Below are 17,681 nucleotides of genomic sequence, written 5' to 3'. Positions count from 1 at the left end.
TCCTTGCGAAGAGGAATTGCGGAAATACCATTTTTCGCGGATTATTGCGTCTTGAAAGAGATTTTCGAAGGATATTCGAATGGGAAACCTGGATACCATCGATCTTGCGATCATGCGAACGCTTCAGGACAATGGCCGCATCTCCAATGCGGACCTGGCCCAGCGTGTCGGCCTGTCGCCTTCCGCCTGCTCGCGACGGCTCGATATCCTTGAAAAGAACGGCACGATCAGCGGCTATCACGCACGCCTTTCCAACAAGGCGCTCGACTACAAGATGATGGTGATCGTGCATATTTCGCTGTCGGGCCAGTTCGCCAAGACGCTCGCCGAATTCGAGGCGGCGGTGAAGCTCTGCCCCAACGTGCTCGTCTGCTACCTGATGTCGGGCGAATACGACTATATCCTGCGCGTCGCGGCCAAGGATCTTGAGGATTACGAGCGTATCCACCGCGACTGGCTATCGGCCCTGCCCCACGTGGTGAAGATCAATTCGAGCTTCGCGCTGCGCGAGGTCATCGACCGTCCCAATGTGGGACTGTGACCGGAATCGCTCGACTTTTACGGATCACCCTAAACGCGCCTCAACCTGTCCCTGATATGGAGTTTGCTTGAGAACGGCAATTGAGGGATGTCATGCTCAGCAAGACCATCGGGATGAAGACCCGTAGCGCAGCCCGCCAGAAGACGCGCATCTATGGCACGGTCAAATATTATCATCAGCAGGCAAAGGGGCGCGTCGTCGATCTTTCCGCCACCGGCATGGCGCTCGACCTCGGCGGACCGTTTCACGCTGCCAACGGCAGCCCGGTCAAGATCGAAAGTGAAGAACTCGGCATTCTGGAAGGCACGGTGAAATGGTGCCACCGCGGCCGTCTCGGCATCCAGTTCCGGCCGAACTCGAATGCAGCGGCCCAGGTCTCCTCCTATTTCCGCTTCTTCCACAAGGAAATCAGACCAGTCATCGCCCGGTGACATCGCATGGTCGGCGCGTTCGCCGACCATCGGCGAACCATGCGATTTCCCCTGTCATTTTACTGATGCAAGCGCGTGCGATTGCGCTAAGCTGATCTCGCAAAAGACCCCAGAGGGAGATATCCATGTCGTTTCTAGCCGGCTTTCAACCCATGACCCGCCGCTCACTTCTCGGCGGCATCGCTGCGTCTTCGGCGCTCGTGATGCTGCACCCGTTCGCCGCCCGGGCAGCCGCCAACCAGGCGCATCTGCGCATCATGGAAACGACCGATATCCACGTTCACGTCTTCCCCTACGATTATTATGCCGACAAGCCGAACGATACGCTGGGCCTTGCCCGCACCGCCTCGATCATCGACGCGATCCGCGCCGAGGCCGGCAATTCCATGCTGATCGACAATGGCGACTTCCTGCAGGGTAATCCGATGGGCGACTACATCGCCTATGAGCGCGGCATGAAGGATGGCGACGTCCATCCGGTCATCAAGGCGATGAACGTGCTCGGTTACGATGCCGGCACGCTCGGCAACCACGAATTCAACTATGGCCTCGACTTCATGTTCAAGGTGCTCGCCGGCTCCGGCTTCCCTTGCGTCTGCGCCAACCTGACCAAGGGCCAGCTCGCCTCAGACCCGAAGCAGGACGAGCTCTTCCTGAAGCCCTACGTGATCGTCGAGAAGCAGATCCGTGACGGCTCCGGCGCGACAAGCCCGGTCAAGGTCGGCTTCATCGGCTTCGTACCGCCGCAGATCATGGTCTGGGACGCCAAGAACCTGGAGGGCAAGGCTCAGACCCGCGACATCGTCGACGCCGCCAAGGCCTGGGTGCCTGTCATGAAGGAGGAAGGCGCCGATATCGTCATCGCGCTGTCCCACTCCGGCATCGACGGCAGCGGGTTGAGCGACCGAATGGAAAACGCCTCGCTTTATCTGGCGGGCGTCGATGGCATCGATGCGGTCTTTACCGGCCACCAGCACCTCGTATTCCCCGGCCCGAAGGATTTTGAAGGCATTACCGGCGCAGACATCAAGAAGGGCACGCTGATGGGCAAGCCGGCCGTCATGGGCGGCTTCTGGGGCTCGCATATGGGCCTCATCGACCTGCTGCTGGAAAAGGACGGCAAGAGCTGGAAGATCGTCGACTTCACCACGGAAGCCCGGCCGATCTATCATCGCGACGAGAACCGCAAGATCGTCGCGGACGTGAAGGACAAGGCGGAAGTCACCGCTGCCGTCAAGGACGAGCACGAGGCGACGCTCGCCTATGTCCGCCGCCCGGTCGGCAAGACATCCGCGCCGCTCTATTCCTATTTCGCGCTGGTCGCCGACGATCCGTCGGTGCAGATCGTCTCGAACGCCCAGACCTGGTACATCAAGGACATGCTGAAGGAAGGCCCGTACAAGGACTATCCCGTCCTCTCCGCGGCGGCTCCCTTCAAGGCCGGCGGCCGTGGCGGCGCGGAATATTTCACCGACGTGCCGGCCGGCGATATCGCCATCAAGAACGTCGCCGACCTTTATCTTTATCCGAACACGGTGCAGGCCGTGCTGATCACCGGCGAGCAGGTGAAGAACTGGCTGGAAATGTCGGCCGGCATGTTCAATCAGGTCAAGGCCGGCGCCAAGGACGCGGCACTGCTCAACAGCGCCTTCCCGTCCTACAATTATGATGTGATCGACGGCGTCACCTACCAGATCGACCTGTCGCAGCCGGCCCGCTTCGACAAGGACGGCAAGCTGATCAATCCGGATGCCCACCGCATCGTCGATTTGCAGTTCGACGGCAAGCCAATCGATCCGGCTCAGAAGTTCGTGGTCGCCACCAACAACTACCGCGCCGGCGGCGGCGGCAAGTTCCCGGAAATCGCCGGCGACAAGGTGATTTTCGTGGCGCCTGACACCAACCGCGACGTTGTCGTCCGCTATATCGTCGAACAGGGCACGATCAACCCCTCGGCAGACGCCAACTGGTCGTTCAAGCCGCTGCCGGGAACGACGGCGATCTTCGAGACCGGCCCCAAGGCCCGTCAGTTCGCCGGCGAGATCAAGGGCGCCAAGATCGAGGATGCCGGCGACGGCGAGAACGGTTTTGCGAAGTTCCGGCTGGTGCTGTAACGCCGATCGAAGATGTTGGAATGCCACGGCAGCCCTCGAGCTGCCGTCCTCCTTTGAAGGAAATCCGATTCCATAGGTCCAGATGGCGATGCCCACGTTTCCCTTCCTGCAGGTCGACGTCTTTTCCAGCGAGCCGATGCGAGGCAATCCGCTCGCAGTGGTCGTCGGCGCGGATGTGCTGACGGACGAGCAGATGCAGGCTTTCGCCAACTGGACCAACCTCAGCGAGACCACCTTCCTGCTGAAACCGACCGATCCCAGGGCGCATTACCGCGCACGGATATTCACTCCGAAGCAGGAGCTGCCTTTTGCCGGTCATCCGACGCTCGGCAGTTGCCATGTTTGGTTGTCTCAGACCGGCCAGCCTCCGGATGGCGACATCATCCAGGAATGCGGCGCCGGACTGGTGCATATCCGTCGCAACGGCAGACAGCTTGCTTTCGCCGCACCTCCCCTGCAGCGCAGCGGCCCGGTCGATCCGGCGCTGGTCGATCGCATCGCTCGCGGCCTCGGCGTGCCGATAGCGGGGATAAAGGATGCCAACTGGCTGGATAACGGGCCGGACTGGATCGGCATTCTCCTGTCGTCCCGCGCGGACGTGCTTGCCATCCGGCCAGATTATAGCGCGCTCGCCGGATTTCGCGTCGGCGTGATCGGTCGCTTCGATCCCGGGACGGACGGAGACGATGCGGAATTCGAAGTACGTGCGTTCAGCAATCGGGGCACTGAGGATCCGGTTACCGGCAGCTTGAACGCCGGCTTCGCCCAATGGCTGATCGGCAGCGGCATCGCCCCTGAAAGCTATGTCGCCGCCCAGGGAACGGCTCTCGGCCGGGCGGGTCGGGTCCAAGTACAACGGGATGGTGATGACATCTGGATCGGTGGAGATGTCGTCACCTGCATCCGGGGTACGGTCGACCTCTAAAGGCGCTTATCAGGCCGCTTCCGCCTTTCCGCTGTCGACCCGTTGCAGGAGCAGCTTCAGCTCCGGTACCGGCTTCTTTTCGATGCGGCGATAATCGCTGCCGTCCCGCTTGCGCGTCACGAGGCCGAGGTCGAAAAGGTCGCGGCGCAGAAGTGCCGCGTCGCCGAAGAGGTGCAGCGTGTTCAGGAACTCGCTGATCTCGCGCTCCGTAAACGTGCGGCCACGCGGGATTTTCGACCACAGGAACCACAGGCACAACTCCTGCTGCGAGCGCTTGCCCGGCCAGCGGACGATCCGGCCCTGCGCGTCGAAAACGCGGATGGTTTTCAAGACGCGCGCCTCGTCGGGCCCCGGTTCCGGCGCCGCGGCAATATTCCAGCTGTCAAGCACGTCCGAGGTCTTCGAAACGGAACGGAAATGCTGGTAGTTGCGGAAGCCCGCGGCGCGGCTCAGGAGATTGAGCGTTTCCACATGGCTCGGCTTGTGGTCGAGCCTGCCGATCTGCTCACGGACGGACTTGGCGAAAGCCGAAAGGTCGGCGATCTCCATGGGAAAGATGGATCTGGACATAACCTATCCTCAAATGCGCCGTTCCATCTGGATTGTCGTTGGTCGCCGTCTTGTCGACTTCGGCACGGGATAAGTGCTGATCATCTTGACTGTAGCAGGTTTAGCTTCCCTTTCGGGACGGCGACGCCTCGGTGAACTGCAGACCGTGGCGCCGTTATAGCAGAGGCCGGGATAGGGTCAACTCGGTCGCGTGCAGTCATTCGGCGGCAGCCGGCATGCCGTGCGGAGCTTCGAGTCCCAACATCTCCTGGAACTCCCCATGGCTGGGACAAGCGGAGAGCCGTCGCTGAAATGCCTCGATCAGCCATTGACCGGCCGGCCCCGGCGGATTGGATGTCCTTCGTATGGCATAAAGCGGATATTCACCCTGCTCGTATGCGTCGAGCTTCAGTGCGACCAGCTTGCGCTCCATGATGTCGCGGCCGGCGACGGAAGCCGGCAAACCGCCCCAGCCCAGCCCGCCCCTGATAAGCTGGTACTTGGTGGCGATGTCGCTCACCCGCCAGGTCTTGTAGGAGAGCACGTTGAAGTCGCGCCCCTTGGTGATGCCGGATTGATCGGTCACGACCATCTGGACCTCTTCCCGCACATCGGCAAGGGTCAGCGGCCGATCAAGCCTGGCGAGGGGATGATCGGGCGCGGCGACGGGGATCATGAAGGAATAGCCGATCTTTTCGGCAATGAGGGTATCATCCTGCTTCAAGAGCGCGCCCCCCAAGCCGATATCGGCGCGACCGTTGATCACCATATCCATCACCATGCCGAGTTCGCCGACATTGAGGTTCAGCGCCACACTCGGAAAATTTTCGCGAAATTTCCGCAGTTCCGTCACAAGAGCCTCGGTGGGCACCATGACGCTGATTGCCAGTGAAATCTCGGCTTCGAGCCCTTGCTTGATGCTTTTCGCGCGGGCGCGCATCACCTGCAGGTCGGCGACGATCCGGCGCGCATCGGTGAGCATCGCCTTGCCCGCTTCCGTCAGCTTCGGCTGGCGCGCGCCGCTGCGCTCGAACAGCGTCATCTCAAGCTGGGCTTCGAGATTGCCGATCGTATAGCTCACCACCGACTGCGCCCGATTCAGAGCCCGCGAGGCAGCCGAGAAACTGCCCGTTTCGGCGACCGCCAGAAACACCTGCAACTGGTCTAGGGTTGGATTTGCATCCATAGGTCGTCATCCATTTTATAGATAGATAGCTTCGATATTATCTCAGTTTAATCGATGGCAGTCCATCCCTATCTTCCAGCACGAAGCAGACGGGACCTCCCACCCGTCGCGAACTCAAATCTCCAGATAAGGAAGAAACACATGTCCTCCATTCTTCTTGTCACGTCGAGCCCGCGTGGCGATGAATCGCTGTCCAGCAAGGTCGCCCAGGATCTCGCAAACGAGCTGAGCGCACGCGACAACGGGACCTCGATCGTCCATCGCGATCTCGGCGCCAACCCGATCCCACATCTCGACAGCGTGACGACGTCCGCCATCCGCAAGGCTCCCGCCGACCGCACGCCGGAAGAAGCCGCAGCAGCCGACTATTCCGACAAGCTGGTGGCGGAACTGATGGCCGCGGATACGGTGGTCATCGGAACGGGTCTCATCAACTTCAACATCTACTCCACGCTGAAGAGCTGGATCGACAACGTTGCCCGTGCCGGCCAGACTTTCCGTTACACGGAAAACGGCCCGATCGGCCTTGCCACCGGCAAGAAGGTCTATGTCGTGCTGGCATCCGGCGGCGTCTATTCCGAAGGTCCCGCAAGCGGAATGAACCATGCCGTGCCCTATCTCACCACGGTGCTCGGCTTCATGGGCATGACGGATGTGGAAGTCATCTATGTCGAAGGCCTTGCCTTCGGCCCGGAAGCCGCCGAGAAGGCCATCGCCGCTGCCCAGCAGCGCAACCGGCAGCTTGCTCTCGCGGCCTAAGCCCCCGCCCCTGCCTCTGACGAAGCGAGCCTGCCAAAACGGCCGTGGACATTGTCCCGGCCGTCTTTCTTTGCCCGATAGAGGCGTTCGTCCGCGCATCCGAGGAGCGCATCCTGTACGTGGCCATCTTCCGGCGCGGTGGCGACGCCAATCGAGACAGTCACACACTGGCCGTCCGGCCGCATGACGGAGCGGCAAATCTCGATCCGCAGACGGTCAGCAAATGCCAGTGCGTCTTCGTGATCCATACCAGGCAGGATCAGCACGAATTCCTCGCCGCCGAATCGGGAAAGATGGTCGCTGGGTCTCGAACTTATCCGGAGCCGGGCAACGACGTCTTTCAGGATCTCGTCGCCCTTCAGATGGCCGAAGCGGTCGTTGACTTCCTTGAAACGGTCGACGTCGATCATCACAAGGCTCAGCTCTCCTCCCCGATCAAGACAGCTCCGGATCATCTTTGGCACTTCCGCATCCAGGCGGCTGCGGTTGAAGACTCCGGTCAATCCATCGACGCCGCTTTGGGCAAGAAGAGCCTGATAGCGTTCGCGAAAGGTGAGAGCGTGGAAGATGTCGGTGATCTCGCGGGCCGATCTTGCAAACCGTGGTATCTGTTCGATCTTCAGATAGGCCGCAAAGAGGAGCGAATAGAGCGCGACCGCCAGGAGCTTCGCCCACCAGCCGCCCAGGAATACCGAAGGCGGCGCGTCGAAGAGAAGATTGAGCGCCGCATAGAAGCCGACCTGGTCGAAGGTCAACAGAGCGGCACCACTTAACGCGAACCGCAGCACCACGTGGTTGCGGAAGAATCGCCCGAGCCGCTCGTAAAGCAGAATGATGCCGATCGCGTCGATATAGAGCAGCGCGGTTCCCCAGACCATCAGCCAACCCATCTCGTCCAGGAAGCCCATGTCCGCGCTGCGGCCGCCCGGCAGCGCAACGACCTCGTGAAACTGCAGGAGCTGGGCGATGCCGACCGTCAGCAGATTACCGAGGAAAAGCCCGTAGATCGGCTGGCGGACGGTCGCCGCATCCTCCTTCAGGTAAAGCAGCAGGATCATCATCAGCTTGCCGGCGAAGAAGACCGAAGAGCCGGGAGAGACGGTGCCGAGGGGAAGCTCGATGTAGAAGACCGCAGCGAGATAGGTCTCCATGAAATGCATGACGCCCAGTGCTGCCAGAAAGACACCAAGGCCAAGCTGCCGCCGGAAATGCAGGAAGGTCGTCATGACGGTAAAATAGATGACGGCTTCCAGCAGAAACAGTCCGAGGTTGAACCATTGCATCGATCTGCTTTCAGCTTTGCAGAGGGCCCAAGCCTCTGTAACAGCTTCCTTTTTGGAAGCTCGAATCTATGGAATTATGGCGTTTATACGCCATGTTGCAATAACGGCCGAACCGGTTCAGCCTCGAAAGCGGGATTATCTTTGATCTAGGGTAATTTCTTCGGGATGTTGCGGAGCTGGATGGCGATCGCCCGACCGATATCGCGCGCATGGAAAGGGCATATCAACAGATTGTCCAAACTATCGCCGATCGTTTAATTTTGAGTGATTGCCGCAATTGCCTGAGACGCCGGGTCAGGCGGAGCGCGACTTTTCTCCGTCGGCAAACAGCGATGAACCGTTCTGATCGATGATCTGCTGCGCCTTCTTGATCGTGTATTCCACGGCATCGTCCATCGAAGTGAAGACGTCGGCACGGACGAACTCCCGCACCAGCACATCGCCGTTCACTTCCTTCTCGATACGGCCTGCCAACCGGAACTGCGAGCCCTCTCGAAGAGGTGCCGGATAGATCAGGCAGCCGCCATGCTCGACCGGCTCCACGGAATTGCCGGCCGGATCGGCGGATTTGCTGCCGCCGGAGAAGATCGAAAGGATACTGGACAGAAACGAAACCATGGCGGCTGCCTAGCATATTCCGCAACCGCCCGGAAGCGGTTATCTCGGAAAAGTCGCAATCGAGCCGGACCAAGATTCCTGTCCCAAATCCGATTCGGAGTGAGCCCCGCATGAGATGGAAAATAGCCGCCACGGTGCCGATCGCGATCGCCGCTGCGCTCTGGCTCGGCAATACGTCGCTGTTTTCGCAATTTCCCGAAGGTAAGCCGCTCCGGATCATCGCCCATCGCGGCCAGCACCAGCTCTTCGATGCGACCAATGTCCGCAACGACACGTGTACGGCAAGCCTCATGCTGCCGCCGACACATGACTTTCTGGAAAATACCGTCGCCGGCATGAAGGCCGCCTTCGACGCCGGTGCCGACGTGGTGGAACTCGACGTGCACCTCACGCCCGACAAGCAGTTCGCGGTCTTCCACGACTGGACGCTCGACTGCCGCACCGACGGCAAGGGCGTCACCGAACAGACACCGATGGCCGTCCTGAAGACGCTCGACATCGGCTACGGATATACCTCCGATGGCGGCAGGACCTTTCCCTTCCGCGGCAAGGGGGCCGGCCTGATGCCCGCATTGCCGGAGGTTTTCGAGGCGCTGCCGGAGGGCCGTTTCCTCATCAACTTCAAGAGCCGCCGCAAGGAGGAAGGTGAAGCACTCGCCGCCCTCCTCGATACGGAGCCCGCCTTCCGGCAGGCGACCTTCGGGGTCTATGGCGGCAACGAGCCGACCGAGACCAGCATGGCGCTCGTGACCGGTCTGCACGGCTATTCCGGCCGCTCGGCAAAATCCTGCCTCGTCAATTACCTGGCGCTTGGCTGGAGCGGCCACGTGCCGGAAGCCTGCCGCAATGGCCTGGTGCCGGTGCCGGTCAATCTCGCCTTCCTGATGTGGGGCTGGCCGGAGCGTTTCTACAACCGCATGCAGGCCGCCGGCTCGGACGTCATCCTGATCGGACCGTTCGAGGCCGGCGATTCCGGCAGTTCCGGCATCGACGACCGGGAGGCCTGGAACGGGGTGCCGGACGGCTTTCCCGGCCTCGTCTGGACGAACGTCATCGAGAAGACGCGCCCCGAGGTCGATCGACGCGGCTTCTGCGCCCTGCCCGCCAAACCGGTCATCTGCGCGAAATAGACTTTTCGCCGTCATGGAGCCTGCCTATCATCCCTCCTGTTCGGAGGGAGTGCCGGATGCGGAAAAGTTTTCTGTCATGGCGGGCGATCATCATGGTCACGATGGTCCTCATCACCGCCTTCGGAGTAATGCTGATGGCCGGACCACGCCTGCCTGCCGGCGGTTTTCCCGCTTTCGACAAAGCCCGCCTCGGCACCGACATGGATGCCTATCTCGCGACAGCCGAAGGCCGCTTTTCCGACATTCGGCCGGGTGCTGCCAGACATATCGTCTGGGCTGATCCGGCGACGAAGGCCAGGACGCCCTTCGCGATCATCTATATCCATGGCTTTTCGGCATCGGCCGAAGAGGTGCGGCCCCTGCCCGACCGCGTCGCGTCCGCTCTCGGTGCCAATCTCTATTTCGCAAGGCTTGCCGGTCATGGACGCACCGCCCAGGCCATGGGCGAAGCGACGCTGGAAGACTGGATGGCCGACTTTTCCGAAGCGCTCGCGATCGGCGAGGCGCTGGGCGACAGGGTGATCGTCATGGCCACCTCGACCGGCGCCTCGCTTGCGACGCTCGCGCTCGCCGATCCGCAGATCGCCTCCCGCGTCTCCGCAGCCGTTTTTCTTTCACCCAACTACGGCATCAACAGTTTTGGCGCCTTCCTGCTGGCGACGCCGGTCGCACCGCAACTCTCCCGGCTGCTGCTCGGCTCCACCCGCAGCTTCACGCCCTATAACGAACGCCACGCGGCAAACTGGACCACGGAATATCCGACGGTGGCGCTCCTGCCCATGGCGGGGCTGGTGAAGCTCTCCGTGGAAAGCCCGATCGAGCGGATCGGGACGCCGGCCCTTTTCCTCTATTCGGCGCGCGATCAGATCGTCCGGCCGGACAAGGTGCGCGCGATCGCCGGCCGCTGGGGCGGGCCGCACGAGATCGTCGATGTCGGCACGACCGGCGATCCGATGAATCACGTCATCGCCGGCGACATCATTTCACCGGCAACGACCGGGCCGCTCGCCGACAAAATCACCGCCTGGCTGAAGAAGACGCTCGGCGTCAGATGATCAGGCTCGCGAGGATGTCGTTCTCGGTAATGTCCTGATAGCCCATGCCGGCCGCCTCGAATCGCTCGATCAGCGCGGCGAAATTCTCCGGCCGCCTCGTCTCGATACCGATCAGGATGGAACCGAAATTGCGGGCGGATTTCTTGAGGTATTCGAAGCGGGCGATATCGTCTTCGGGGCCGAGCAGGTTCAGGAAGTCGCGAAGCGCGCCGGGGCGCTGGGCGAGCCGCAGGATGAAATATTTCTTGACGCCGGAATGGCGCATCGCGCGCTCTTTGACATCCGGCAGGCGCTCGAAATCGAAATTGCCGCCCGAGACGACGCAGACGACCGTCTTGCCGGCCAGCCTTTCGGGCCCAAGCGCCTGAAGCGCCGTGATCGACAGGGCGCCGGCCGGCTCCAGCACGACGCCCTCGACATTCAGCATATCGATGATCGTCACGCAGATGGCGTTCTCGGCCAAAAGGAGGACCTGGTCCGGCGAAAAGTGCTTCAGCGCCTCGAAATTCAGGTCGCCGATACGCGCCACCGCCGCGCCGTCGACGAAATTGTCCAGCTTTGCCAGGGTGATTGGCTCACCGGCTTCCAGGCTTTTCTTCAGGCTGGGCGCGCCTGCGGGTTCGGTGAAGACGAAGTTCTCCCGCGCCACCACACCGTCGAGGTAACCGGTCATGCCTGAAGAGAGTCCGCCACCGCCAACGGGCATGATGACGAGATCAGGCCGGACACCCGCGGGCAGTTGCCCGACGATTTCGGCCGCCACCGTCGCCTGGCCCTCGATGATGTCGGGATCGTCGAAGGGCGGCACCATGACGCCGCCGATCTCCTCCACATGAGCGCGGGCGGCCGCATAGCACTGATCGAAGATGTCGCCGATCAGCCTTATGGTGATGAACTCGCCGCCGAACATGCGCGTCTTGTCGATCTTCTGCTGCGGTGTCGTCACCGGCATGAAGACCACGCCCGGCACCTCGAAATAGCGGCAGACGAAGGCAAAACCCTGGGCATGGTTGCCGGCCGAAGCGCAGACGAATGTCTTGCCTTGCGCGCTGGCGGTGATCGCCTTGCGGAAAAAATTGAACGCGCCGCGAATTTTGTAGGAGCGGACGGGAGACAGATCCTCGCGTTTCAGCCAGATCTCGGCGCCATAACGCCGGCTCAAATGCTCATTCAACTGCAGCGGCGTTTCGGGAAAAATCGCCCGCATTGCAGTTCTCGCGTCGTCCACACCTGCCTTCGTCACGATAAACCGTCCATTGAAATCTCAAATCGGTCCCGCTATGCCATAAGCACTCGGTCCAGACAAAGCTTCTTTCTGTTGCCGCCAACCTGGGACAACCTATTCTTGAACGCCAGTCTTCTCCGGTCCACTATCTATATCTCGGCGCTCTGCGGCCTCTATCTTTCCGTCGCGATGTTCCTGCCGGCGATTGTCGACCTTTACAACGGCCACGACGACTGGCAGGTCTTTGCCATGTCCGGTGTCATGGTGGGCGGCTTTTGCGCGGCGGCAGCGCTGGCGACGCGCGGCCCTCCGCCGGTCTTCAACAAGCGCTTCGGCTTTCTGCTGGTCAACGTCCTGTGGCTGGTATTCTCGATTGTCGGCGCAATCCCGCTTTTTCTCGCCGAATACAACCTCTCCTTCGCGCAGGCGCTGTTCGAATCGATATCGGGAATCACCACCACGGGCTCGACGGTGATCGTCGGGCTTGACGACCTGCCGCCGGGCATCCTGCTCTGGCGCTCTCTGCTCTGCTGGCTCGGCGGCATCGGCATCGTGGCACTCGGCCTTTTCGTGCTGCCCTTCCTGAAAGTCGGCGGCATGTCGATCTTCAAGCTCGAATCGTCGGAAACCGACAAGCCTTTCGCGCGCCTAGCGAGTTTCACCCGCGCCTTCCTTGCCGTCTATGTGGCTCTCACCATCGCCTGCGCGATCGCCTACGACCTTGCCGGAATGAGCCATTTCGACGCGGTCAACCACGCCATGACCACGATCGCGACGGCCGGCTTCTCGACCCATGACGCCTCGTTCGCCTTTTTCGACAGCAACACGATCCTGGTGATCGGCGCGATCTTCCTTGCAATTTGCAGCCTGCCTTTTTCGGTGCTCATCCTGCTTGCGGTCAGGAACCGGCTTGATGCCGCGCGCGATCCGCAGATCCTCGTCTTCCTGGGCTATCTTTGCGGCATCTCGATCGCTCTTGCCGTCTATCAGCACCTGAGGAACGGCGTGGAGATGAGCAATGCACTCATTCACGCATTCTTCAACATGACGTCGATCGTTTCGACAGGCGGCTTTGCGAGCGACGATTACACGCAATGGGGACCGTTCGCCGTGCTGCTCGCCTTCTTCGCGACCTTCGCCGGCGGCTGCTCCGGTTCGACGGCCGGCGGCATAAAGGCCTATCGTTTCGTGGTAATATTCAATGTCGTCCGCGCCGGGCTCAGCCGTCTCGTCTATCCGAACGCGATGTACACCGTGCGCTATGGCCGCGTGACGGTGGATGCCGAGACCCAGCGCGGCGTCTTCCTGTTCGTCAGCCTCTACATCTTCCTGTGGGTGGTCGGCAGCATCGGCATGACGCTGTTCGGCTACGATATCCTGACAGCCACCTCGTCGGTCATTACCGCGCTCTCGAATGTCGGCCCCGGCATCGGCCCGATCATCGGCCCGGCCGGCAATTTTTCCACGATCAGCGATCCTGCCCTCTGTCTCCTTTCCCTGATGATGCTGCTCGGGCGTCTCGAAGTCCTGACCGTGCTCGTGCTGCTGACGCCGGTCTTCTGGCGGCATTAGGCCGGAACGCGCAGGAAACGGACCGGGCCGCCGGGCCGGTCGTCATCGAAGACCGCGCAGGAAAGCGCGCCGCCGAAGACGCAACCGCTGTCGATATTGGTGCGGTTGCCGACCGTCCTCGGATTGCCGGAAAAGGGCGTATGGCCGTGGCAGACATGCCTTCCCCAGAAATCCGCCGTATAGTCCTCGGGAAACCGTTTCCAGAGCAGATCATGCTCCCGCTGCCGGTCAAGCGGCAGGGTTTCATCGACGCCCGCATGCACGAAAATGCGGTGATCATCGACATGGATCGCCGGCAGGGCCGCGCACCATTTTACCACGCCATCCGGCACGGTGCCGCCAAAGGAGGCCAGCGTTTGATAACCCCCGTTTTCAACCCAGATTGCCATCTGCCGACCGCCATACCGGCAGGCGCGGACCATCATGTCCTCATGATTGCCCTTGAGGGTCGTCCAGCGCCAGCCTTCCTTGCGGGGGCCTGCCATGAGGAGATCGAGCACGCCCCGGCTGTGCGGACCACGGTCGATGTAGTCGCCGACAAACACGACGTGGCCCGAAGCCTCCTGCTCCTCCACGTGGCCGAGCATGTCCACAAGCTCCCGCAGGCAGCCGTGGATATCGCCGATGGCAAAGGTAAAACCCAAGGCATTTTTCCCTGACGAGGTTCATCAAAAGGAATTCTAACAGAAACCGCGATGAACGTGGTGCGGACGACGGGGATCGAACCCGTATGACCGAAGTCGAGGGATTTTAAGTCCCTTGCGTCTACCAGTTTCGCCACGTCCGCGCCGCCGCTTTTTCAACGTCTTAGGCGAAAAAAGCAAGAGCATGTTTTGCAGTTGATCCCTCGCGTTTTGCAAATGCCTGTTCTCTCGGCGTTCTCGCCCTATCATCTATCGGATGATAGAGATCCCTCCCCCAGCCGTTTCTCCGGGAAACGAAAACCGCCACCTATTCTGCCAGATGGCGGTCGAACTGCCATTGCAGGATCTCATAGAAAGCGCGGTCAAGGTGGGCTGGGATGATAAGGAAGTGCTGGCGTCCATCATCGAGGTCGCGGACAATCTCATGCTGGCGGCCGGCGCCAATGCGGAGGTGGAAGCGCTGTTGCAAGGGCTGAAGCGGAAGCTGGAATAGTGGTGAAAAGGAGATCCTTTCGGCCCGTCTATTTACATAACATCCACAGGTCGCCTGCCTATATGGGACACGCCTTGACTATTCCGGCGACGATGGCAGGTTGCACGTATGACCCCTGCCCGCTTTTCAGAGTGCCTGCTGCACATTCGCTGGACGCCGATCAACATTGCGTCGGCGCTGCAATGTGAGCTGTCATGGATCGAGGCAATGGAGGCTGGCAACGAGGAAGTGCCGGCTGGCCTTGCTGCGTGGCTTGAGACCACTGGCACAAGCGCACGAGGCTCTGCCACCACCGACGACATACCACGCCAGACCGGAACATAGCCCCTCTTCTGCAGTTCGACATTCAGGATACGCGCGTGGCGAAGTGATCTCTCCGCAGATCCCCGTTGATGAACCGCAGCGATCCGGAAGCCCCGCTTGAGCTCCACTCGGCGGGGCTTTTCTTCCTCAGCTCCGCCGCAGATCAAGCTCGGTGGTGACAATCGACCTCCCCGATGACAGGTCCTTATCGATCGTCCGGATGCGAAGCCTGTCGGCGCCGACTTTCTCGATCGTCATCCTTGCGGCCCGGTCACCGTAGATCTCGTTCGCCCAGGTCACATCAAGATCGATCGTATCGCCGGCTCGGCTCCCCGCCAGGGAAGACGGCTTACCCGAGACGCCGACATACGTTCCTGAATACGATCCACCGCCCGCCTTCACCTTCGCCTTGAACGTGCGTGTCACAACGACCATGGCTCGGCAACTGCCGTCCATGGAAAAGCTCTCCGCTTCCGCTGCGGACTGCATGCGGCAGGAGACGTTGACGTTGTCCCCGCCGAGCTTCGTCAGGACCTTTCCGCCACCGGTCCACTGTCCCTCGATCGACTTGAGAAAATCCTCTTCGGACGCGAACGCTCCGGAGGAAAGCAATGATGCCGCTATCAGAGCAGCAAAAGGCAAAACGCGCATCGGTCTCATCCTTTTTGTTGTTGAAGCAGAACCGATGTCTTCGATGCTTTGTTCCGACTGACATCCCCCCTTCCAATTACCCGCCCCTCCGGTCGCTTCGGCGAGCTTTTCTTTTCCAGCATTGCGATTGACCCGCGAAAACCATACCTAGAGGTCATGGCGGCGCCCTATGGAAAAACAGCGGAATTGCTATGGCTTGGATAATTGGCGCTGTGGCCGTCATCACGACGTTCTGGTTTTCCCGCAAGGCCGGGGCCGTCGTACTCGGCATACTCGCAGCCATTTATGTCGGGCTGTTTTTCACCGCTGAGCGGGGAGACCATCAGGTACAATCGAACCGACCCGTCTCAATCGTGGCCGGCCCCGACCCACAGCGATGCCCGGACCCAAGCACTCCGGTCGCCGTCACGTTCACAAACAATACAGATAGAGCTTTGCAGGAGATATCCTTCAGCCTCATTGCCAGGCAGAGCGGACATAGCTCGACAATCTACAGGGCTTATCATCGGAGCAATAAGATCGTTGCGCCTGGCGAAAGCTTCTCGACCTGCTACGGGCTAAATCCTCTCTCTTTTTCCAATCGTACGATCCAATACAATGCTCGCGAACTGGATTGGTTCGCGGAAATCTCCCTTACGCGATTTGTGAGCCAGTGATCGCGGAAATCCCGTGTCACTCCCCCTCCAATTACTCCCCTCGGAAGCCAACAGGGTGCATCTCCCACCTAACTGGTTGATATTCGCTATAGTAGTGGTCGCATGGGCCGCCGCGGCACGCGTCCTATTCAACCCGCTGACCAGCGCTATGAAAGTGCGCATCTGTTCGGCGCCATCTGTCCCGCGCGGGGAACGGGAGCGGCACTGGCGATGCCCTTAGCCGACATCCTCGATGCAAAATCCAAGGACAACAGCCTCGAGAACTGCGCCGCAGTTTGCATCAAGTGCCACAAGATCAAGACTGCCAAGCACGACATCCCGACCGCCGCGAAGACGGTTCGCCAGCAGGACAAGGCGGGTAACATCAAGACTTCTCACGCCAACCCAATCCGCGGCGCCGGCTTCCCCAAATCAGAAAAAGCAGCCTATCGGCGGCCGAAACTGTCCCTGCCATACAGGCCGCTCTATCGCGAGGACCAGCAATGATTCCCTTTTTCCATAGTCTGGACATTTCCTCCGGGCGGGGCCTTACCCAGCCGAGACTTCAATCAGCGTTTCGCTGGTTTCCCCTCTTGGGGCTCAGTCGATGCATCAACGGCCGCGTCGTCACCTGGGTGGTTCTTGTCCTTGCCGGGATTTTGATACGGCTGTTGCTCAGGCTTCGGTTTCGCCTTTTCGTCATCTTTTGCAGTGTTCGGCATTTGCGCGCTCCTTGTCGCGGATCGCGACGATCACTCAATCCCCCAGTCTATAGTTCGTTCCTTATGCTTGCTATGACGGAGGGATCGGCAGAATGAGCGACCTTCTCATGAAACGCCGCGTCGTCTTCTCGGAATGCGGCCTTTACCGATACCTGCTTGAGCACGATTTTGGCGGCACCGGTCCGGTGATCTCACTTGGGATGGTCAATCCGTCCAAGGCTGACGGCGAGAAAAACGATCCGACCATGACCAAGGTCGACGGCTTCGCGATGCGCATGGGCGCCAGCAAGGTTCTGGTTTGGAACCTATGCGCTCTCATCAACAAGGACGTGAAGGCGCTAGCTATCGCTGCTGACCCAATCGGGCCGGAGAACGACGCATACATCGCGAAGGCAATCAATGGCGCCGACATCCACATTGTAGCGTGGGGGCCTTTATCAAAGCTTCCGAAGCCATTGCGCACAAGGTGGCATGCGGTGGTGGACGTTTTGAACGAGGCTGGCGCCAAGCCGATGTGCTGGGGAACCGCGCCTGATGGGCAGCCACGGCATCCGCTAATGCTTGCCTATGCCACTCCTCTCGTACCTTGGGATGCGCCATTTCCCATCCGTCGCCTTGCAGAGCAGGAGGGGACGTGAATGGCTAGATGGACCGGGCCGGAAAGCAAATGGTCTGGCGGTCTCGCTCATTGGGTTGCGGGCGATCGGGCTTTTAAGTCCCTTGCGTCTACCAGTTTCGCCACGTCCGCAGCGGGGAATTTCAATATCTTCGGATGGCGGCAAATGGAAGGGATGCGTTACGGGAAAATGTCGTGCAACCGGTTCGCCGGCAGAAGCTTGGTTCTG

18 protein-coding genes, 1 tRNA gene and 2 pseudogenes are annotated in these 17,681 nt (G+C 60.6%); 12 read left to right on the top strand and 9 right to left on the bottom strand.

From position 1 onward, the window contains the following. Nucleotides 1–79: 79 nt before the first annotated feature. The 4 genes from QEO92_RS07775 (at nt 80) to QEO92_RS07760 (ending at nt 4,011) form a co-directional block, all read left to right on the top strand. Complete coding sequence (locus tag QEO92_RS07775) at nt 80–541, top strand: Lrp/AsnC family transcriptional regulator (RefSeq protein WP_037146253.1); 462 nt, start codon at nt 80–82, stop codon at nt 539–541. A gap of 92 nt (nt 542–633) precedes the next feature. Continuing rightward, nucleotides 634–972, top strand: coding sequence for a PilZ domain-containing protein (locus QEO92_RS07770; RefSeq protein ID WP_037146252.1), 339 nt, complete (start codon nt 634–636; stop codon nt 970–972). A gap of 125 nt (nt 973–1,097) precedes the next feature. After that, a complete protein-coding gene (locus QEO92_RS07765) occupies nt 1,098–3,086 on the top strand; it encodes a bifunctional 2',3'-cyclic-nucleotide 2'-phosphodiesterase/3'-nucleotidase (RefSeq protein WP_227702638.1) in 1,989 nt (662 codons plus the stop codon). Nucleotides 3,087–3,174: 88 nt separating this feature from the next. Further along, nucleotides 3,175–4,011 (top strand): PhzF family phenazine biosynthesis protein, encoded by an 837-nt coding sequence (locus QEO92_RS07760; RefSeq protein ID WP_227705114.1) that lies wholly within the window; start codon nt 3,175–3,177, stop codon nt 4,009–4,011. A gap of 9 nt (nt 4,012–4,020) precedes the next feature. Here QEO92_RS07760 and QEO92_RS07755 read toward each other — a convergent pair whose 3' ends face one another. Together QEO92_RS07755 and QEO92_RS07750 are read right to left on the bottom strand one after the other, a co-directional pair. Next, nucleotides 4,021–4,581, bottom strand: a complete 561-nt coding sequence (locus tag QEO92_RS07755) for a DUF2087 domain-containing protein (protein WP_227702637.1) — start codon at nt 4,579–4,581, stop codon at nt 4,021–4,023. Between the two features lie 196 nt (nt 4,582–4,777). After that, a complete protein-coding gene (locus QEO92_RS07750; protein ID WP_227702636.1) occupies nt 4,778–5,746 on the bottom strand; it encodes a LysR family transcriptional regulator in 969 nt (322 codons plus the stop codon). 141 nt (nt 5,747–5,887) lie between these two features. Here QEO92_RS07750 and QEO92_RS07745 point away from each other — a divergent pair, with 141 nt between their 5' ends. After that, a complete protein-coding gene (locus tag QEO92_RS07745; RefSeq protein ID WP_227702635.1) occupies nt 5,888–6,505 on the top strand; it encodes an FMN-dependent NADH-azoreductase in 618 nt (205 codons plus the stop codon). On the opposite strand, the gene QEO92_RS07740 is transcribed toward QEO92_RS07745, so the two are convergent. Further along, on the bottom strand, nt 6,502–7,788 hold the full coding sequence (locus QEO92_RS07740; protein ID WP_227702634.1) for a GGDEF domain-containing protein: 1,287 nt from the start codon (nt 7,786–7,788) through the stop codon (nt 6,502–6,504). The two genes, QEO92_RS07745 and QEO92_RS07740, sit on opposite strands and share 4 nt — an antisense overlap. Nucleotides 7,789–8,082: 294 nt before the next feature. After that, entirely contained in the window at nt 8,083–8,406 is a 324-nt protein-coding gene (locus tag QEO92_RS07735; RefSeq protein WP_227702633.1) for an HlyU family transcriptional regulator, read from the bottom strand. Nucleotides 8,407–8,516: 110 nt separating this feature from the next. On the opposite strand from QEO92_RS07735, the gene QEO92_RS07730 reads away from it, so the two are divergent. Continuing rightward, nucleotides 8,517–9,536 carry a glycerophosphodiester phosphodiesterase family protein gene (locus QEO92_RS07730; RefSeq protein ID WP_227702632.1) on the top strand — a complete coding sequence of 340 codons (1,020 nt, stop codon included), beginning with the start codon at nt 8,517–8,519 and terminating at the stop codon, nt 9,534–9,536. A gap of 56 nt (nt 9,537–9,592) precedes the next feature. Then, the gene (locus tag QEO92_RS07725) at nt 9,593–10,591 is read left to right on the top strand and encodes an alpha/beta hydrolase (RefSeq protein WP_227702631.1); all 999 of its coding nucleotides are present in this window, start codon (nt 9,593–9,595) and stop codon (nt 10,589–10,591) included. On the opposite strand, the gene ilvA is transcribed toward QEO92_RS07725, so the two are convergent. After that, nucleotides 10,584–11,798: a threonine ammonia-lyase gene (gene ilvA, locus QEO92_RS07720; protein WP_265105788.1), complete on the bottom strand. Its 1,215-nt coding sequence runs from the start codon at nt 11,796–11,798 to the stop codon at nt 10,584–10,586. The two genes, QEO92_RS07725 and ilvA, sit on opposite strands and share 8 nt — an antisense overlap. 138 nt (nt 11,799–11,936) lie before the next feature. Between ilvA and QEO92_RS07715 the strand changes: the two genes are divergently transcribed. Next, nucleotides 11,937–13,388: a TrkH family potassium uptake protein gene (locus tag QEO92_RS07715; protein ID WP_227702629.1), complete on the top strand. Its 1,452-nt coding sequence runs from the start codon at nt 11,937–11,939 to the stop codon at nt 13,386–13,388. Here the strand turns inward: QEO92_RS07715 and QEO92_RS07710 are convergent. Together QEO92_RS07710 and QEO92_RS07705 are read right to left on the bottom strand one after the other, a co-directional pair. Beyond that, nucleotides 13,385–14,032 (bottom strand): metallophosphoesterase family protein, encoded by a 648-nt coding sequence (locus QEO92_RS07710; RefSeq protein ID WP_037146231.1) that lies wholly within the window; start codon nt 14,030–14,032, stop codon nt 13,385–13,387. The genes QEO92_RS07715 and QEO92_RS07710 overlap by 4 nt on opposite strands. 58 nt (nt 14,033–14,090) lie before the next feature. Further along, nucleotides 14,091–14,175 (bottom strand) — tRNA-Leu (locus tag QEO92_RS07705). A 194-nt stretch (nt 14,176–14,369) separates the two neighbouring features. On the opposite strand from QEO92_RS07705, the gene QEO92_RS07700 reads away from it, so the two are divergent. Further along, on the top strand, nt 14,370–14,525 hold the full coding sequence (locus QEO92_RS07700; protein ID WP_227702628.1) for a hypothetical protein: 156 nt from the start codon (nt 14,370–14,372) through the stop codon (nt 14,523–14,525). A 108-nt stretch (nt 14,526–14,633) separates the two neighbouring features. Beyond that, nucleotides 14,634–14,838: pseudogene (locus tag QEO92_RS07695) on the top strand (hypothetical protein); the annotation flags it as partial. A 137-nt stretch (nt 14,839–14,975) separates the two neighbouring features. On the opposite strand, the gene QEO92_RS07690 reads toward QEO92_RS07695, so the two are convergent. Further along, nucleotides 14,976–15,479 (bottom strand): hypothetical protein, encoded by a 504-nt coding sequence (locus tag QEO92_RS07690; protein ID WP_227702627.1) that lies wholly within the window; start codon nt 15,477–15,479, stop codon nt 14,976–14,978. A gap of 755 nt (nt 15,480–16,234) precedes the next feature. Between QEO92_RS07690 and QEO92_RS07685 the strand changes: the two are divergent. Next, nucleotides 16,235–16,351: pseudogene (locus QEO92_RS07685) on the top strand (IS630 family transposase); the annotation flags it as partial. Between the two features lie 332 nt (nt 16,352–16,683). Here QEO92_RS07685 and QEO92_RS07680 read toward each other — a convergent pair. Beyond that, the gene (locus QEO92_RS07680; protein WP_227702626.1) at nt 16,684–16,836 is read right to left on the bottom strand and encodes a hypothetical protein; all 153 of its coding nucleotides are present in this window, start codon (nt 16,834–16,836) and stop codon (nt 16,684–16,686) included. Nucleotides 16,837–16,943: 107 nt separating this feature from the next. Here QEO92_RS07680 and QEO92_RS07675 point away from each other — a divergent pair, with 107 nt between their 5' ends. After that, nucleotides 16,944–17,474, top strand: coding sequence for a DUF1643 domain-containing protein (locus tag QEO92_RS07675; protein ID WP_227702625.1), 531 nt, complete (start codon nt 16,944–16,946; stop codon nt 17,472–17,474). Nucleotides 17,475–17,681 lie beyond the last annotated feature (207 nt).

Source organism: Neorhizobium petrolearium (assembly GCF_029854435.1).
Lineage (GTDB): Bacteria > Pseudomonadota > Alphaproteobacteria > Rhizobiales > Rhizobiaceae > Neorhizobium > Neorhizobium petrolearium.
Note: the sequence above shows the minus strand (reverse complement) of the source record. Positions and strands in the feature narration are given on the sequence as shown.

What these genes read in the sequence shown, in the direction of transcription:
- QEO92_RS07755 (WP_227702637.1), bottom strand. Translation starts at nt 4,581, where the DNA reads ATGTCCAGATCCATCTTTCCCATGGAGATCGCCGACCTTTCGGCTTTC.
- QEO92_RS07760 (WP_227705114.1), top strand. Translation starts at nt 3,175, where the DNA reads ATGCCCACGTTTCCCTTCCTGCAGGTCGACGTCTTTTCCAGCGAGCCG.
- QEO92_RS07690 (WP_227702627.1), bottom strand. Translation starts at nt 15,479, where the DNA reads ATGCGCGTTTTGCCTTTTGCTGCTCTGATAGCGGCATCATTGCTTTCC.
- QEO92_RS07745 (WP_227702635.1), top strand. Translation starts at nt 5,888, where the DNA reads ATGTCCTCCATTCTTCTTGTCACGTCGAGCCCGCGTGGCGATGAATCG.
- QEO92_RS07765 (WP_227702638.1), top strand. Translation starts at nt 1,098, where the DNA reads ATGTCGTTTCTAGCCGGCTTTCAACCCATGACCCGCCGCTCACTTCTC.
- QEO92_RS07725 (WP_227702631.1), top strand. Translation starts at nt 9,593, where the DNA reads ATGCGGAAAAGTTTTCTGTCATGGCGGGCGATCATCATGGTCACGATG.
- QEO92_RS07775 (WP_037146253.1), top strand. Translation starts at nt 80, where the DNA reads ATGGGAAACCTGGATACCATCGATCTTGCGATCATGCGAACGCTTCAG.
- QEO92_RS07770 (WP_037146252.1), top strand. Translation starts at nt 634, where the DNA reads ATGCTCAGCAAGACCATCGGGATGAAGACCCGTAGCGCAGCCCGCCAG.
- QEO92_RS07680 (WP_227702626.1), bottom strand. Translation starts at nt 16,836, where the DNA reads ATGCCGAACACTGCAAAAGATGACGAAAAGGCGAAACCGAAGCCTGAG.
- QEO92_RS07740 (WP_227702634.1), bottom strand. Translation starts at nt 7,788, where the DNA reads ATGCAATGGTTCAACCTCGGACTGTTTCTGCTGGAAGCCGTCATCTAT.
- QEO92_RS07730 (WP_227702632.1), top strand. Translation starts at nt 8,517, where the DNA reads ATGAGATGGAAAATAGCCGCCACGGTGCCGATCGCGATCGCCGCTGCG.
- ilvA (WP_265105788.1), bottom strand. Translation starts at nt 11,798, where the DNA reads ATGCGGGCGATTTTTCCCGAAACGCCGCTGCAGTTGAATGAGCATTTG.
- QEO92_RS07735 (WP_227702633.1), bottom strand. Translation starts at nt 8,406, where the DNA reads ATGGTTTCGTTTCTGTCCAGTATCCTTTCGATCTTCTCCGGCGGCAGC.
- QEO92_RS07675 (WP_227702625.1), top strand. Translation starts at nt 16,944, where the DNA reads ATGAAACGCCGCGTCGTCTTCTCGGAATGCGGCCTTTACCGATACCTG.
- QEO92_RS07750 (WP_227702636.1), bottom strand. Translation starts at nt 5,746, where the DNA reads ATGGATGCAAATCCAACCCTAGACCAGTTGCAGGTGTTTCTGGCGGTC.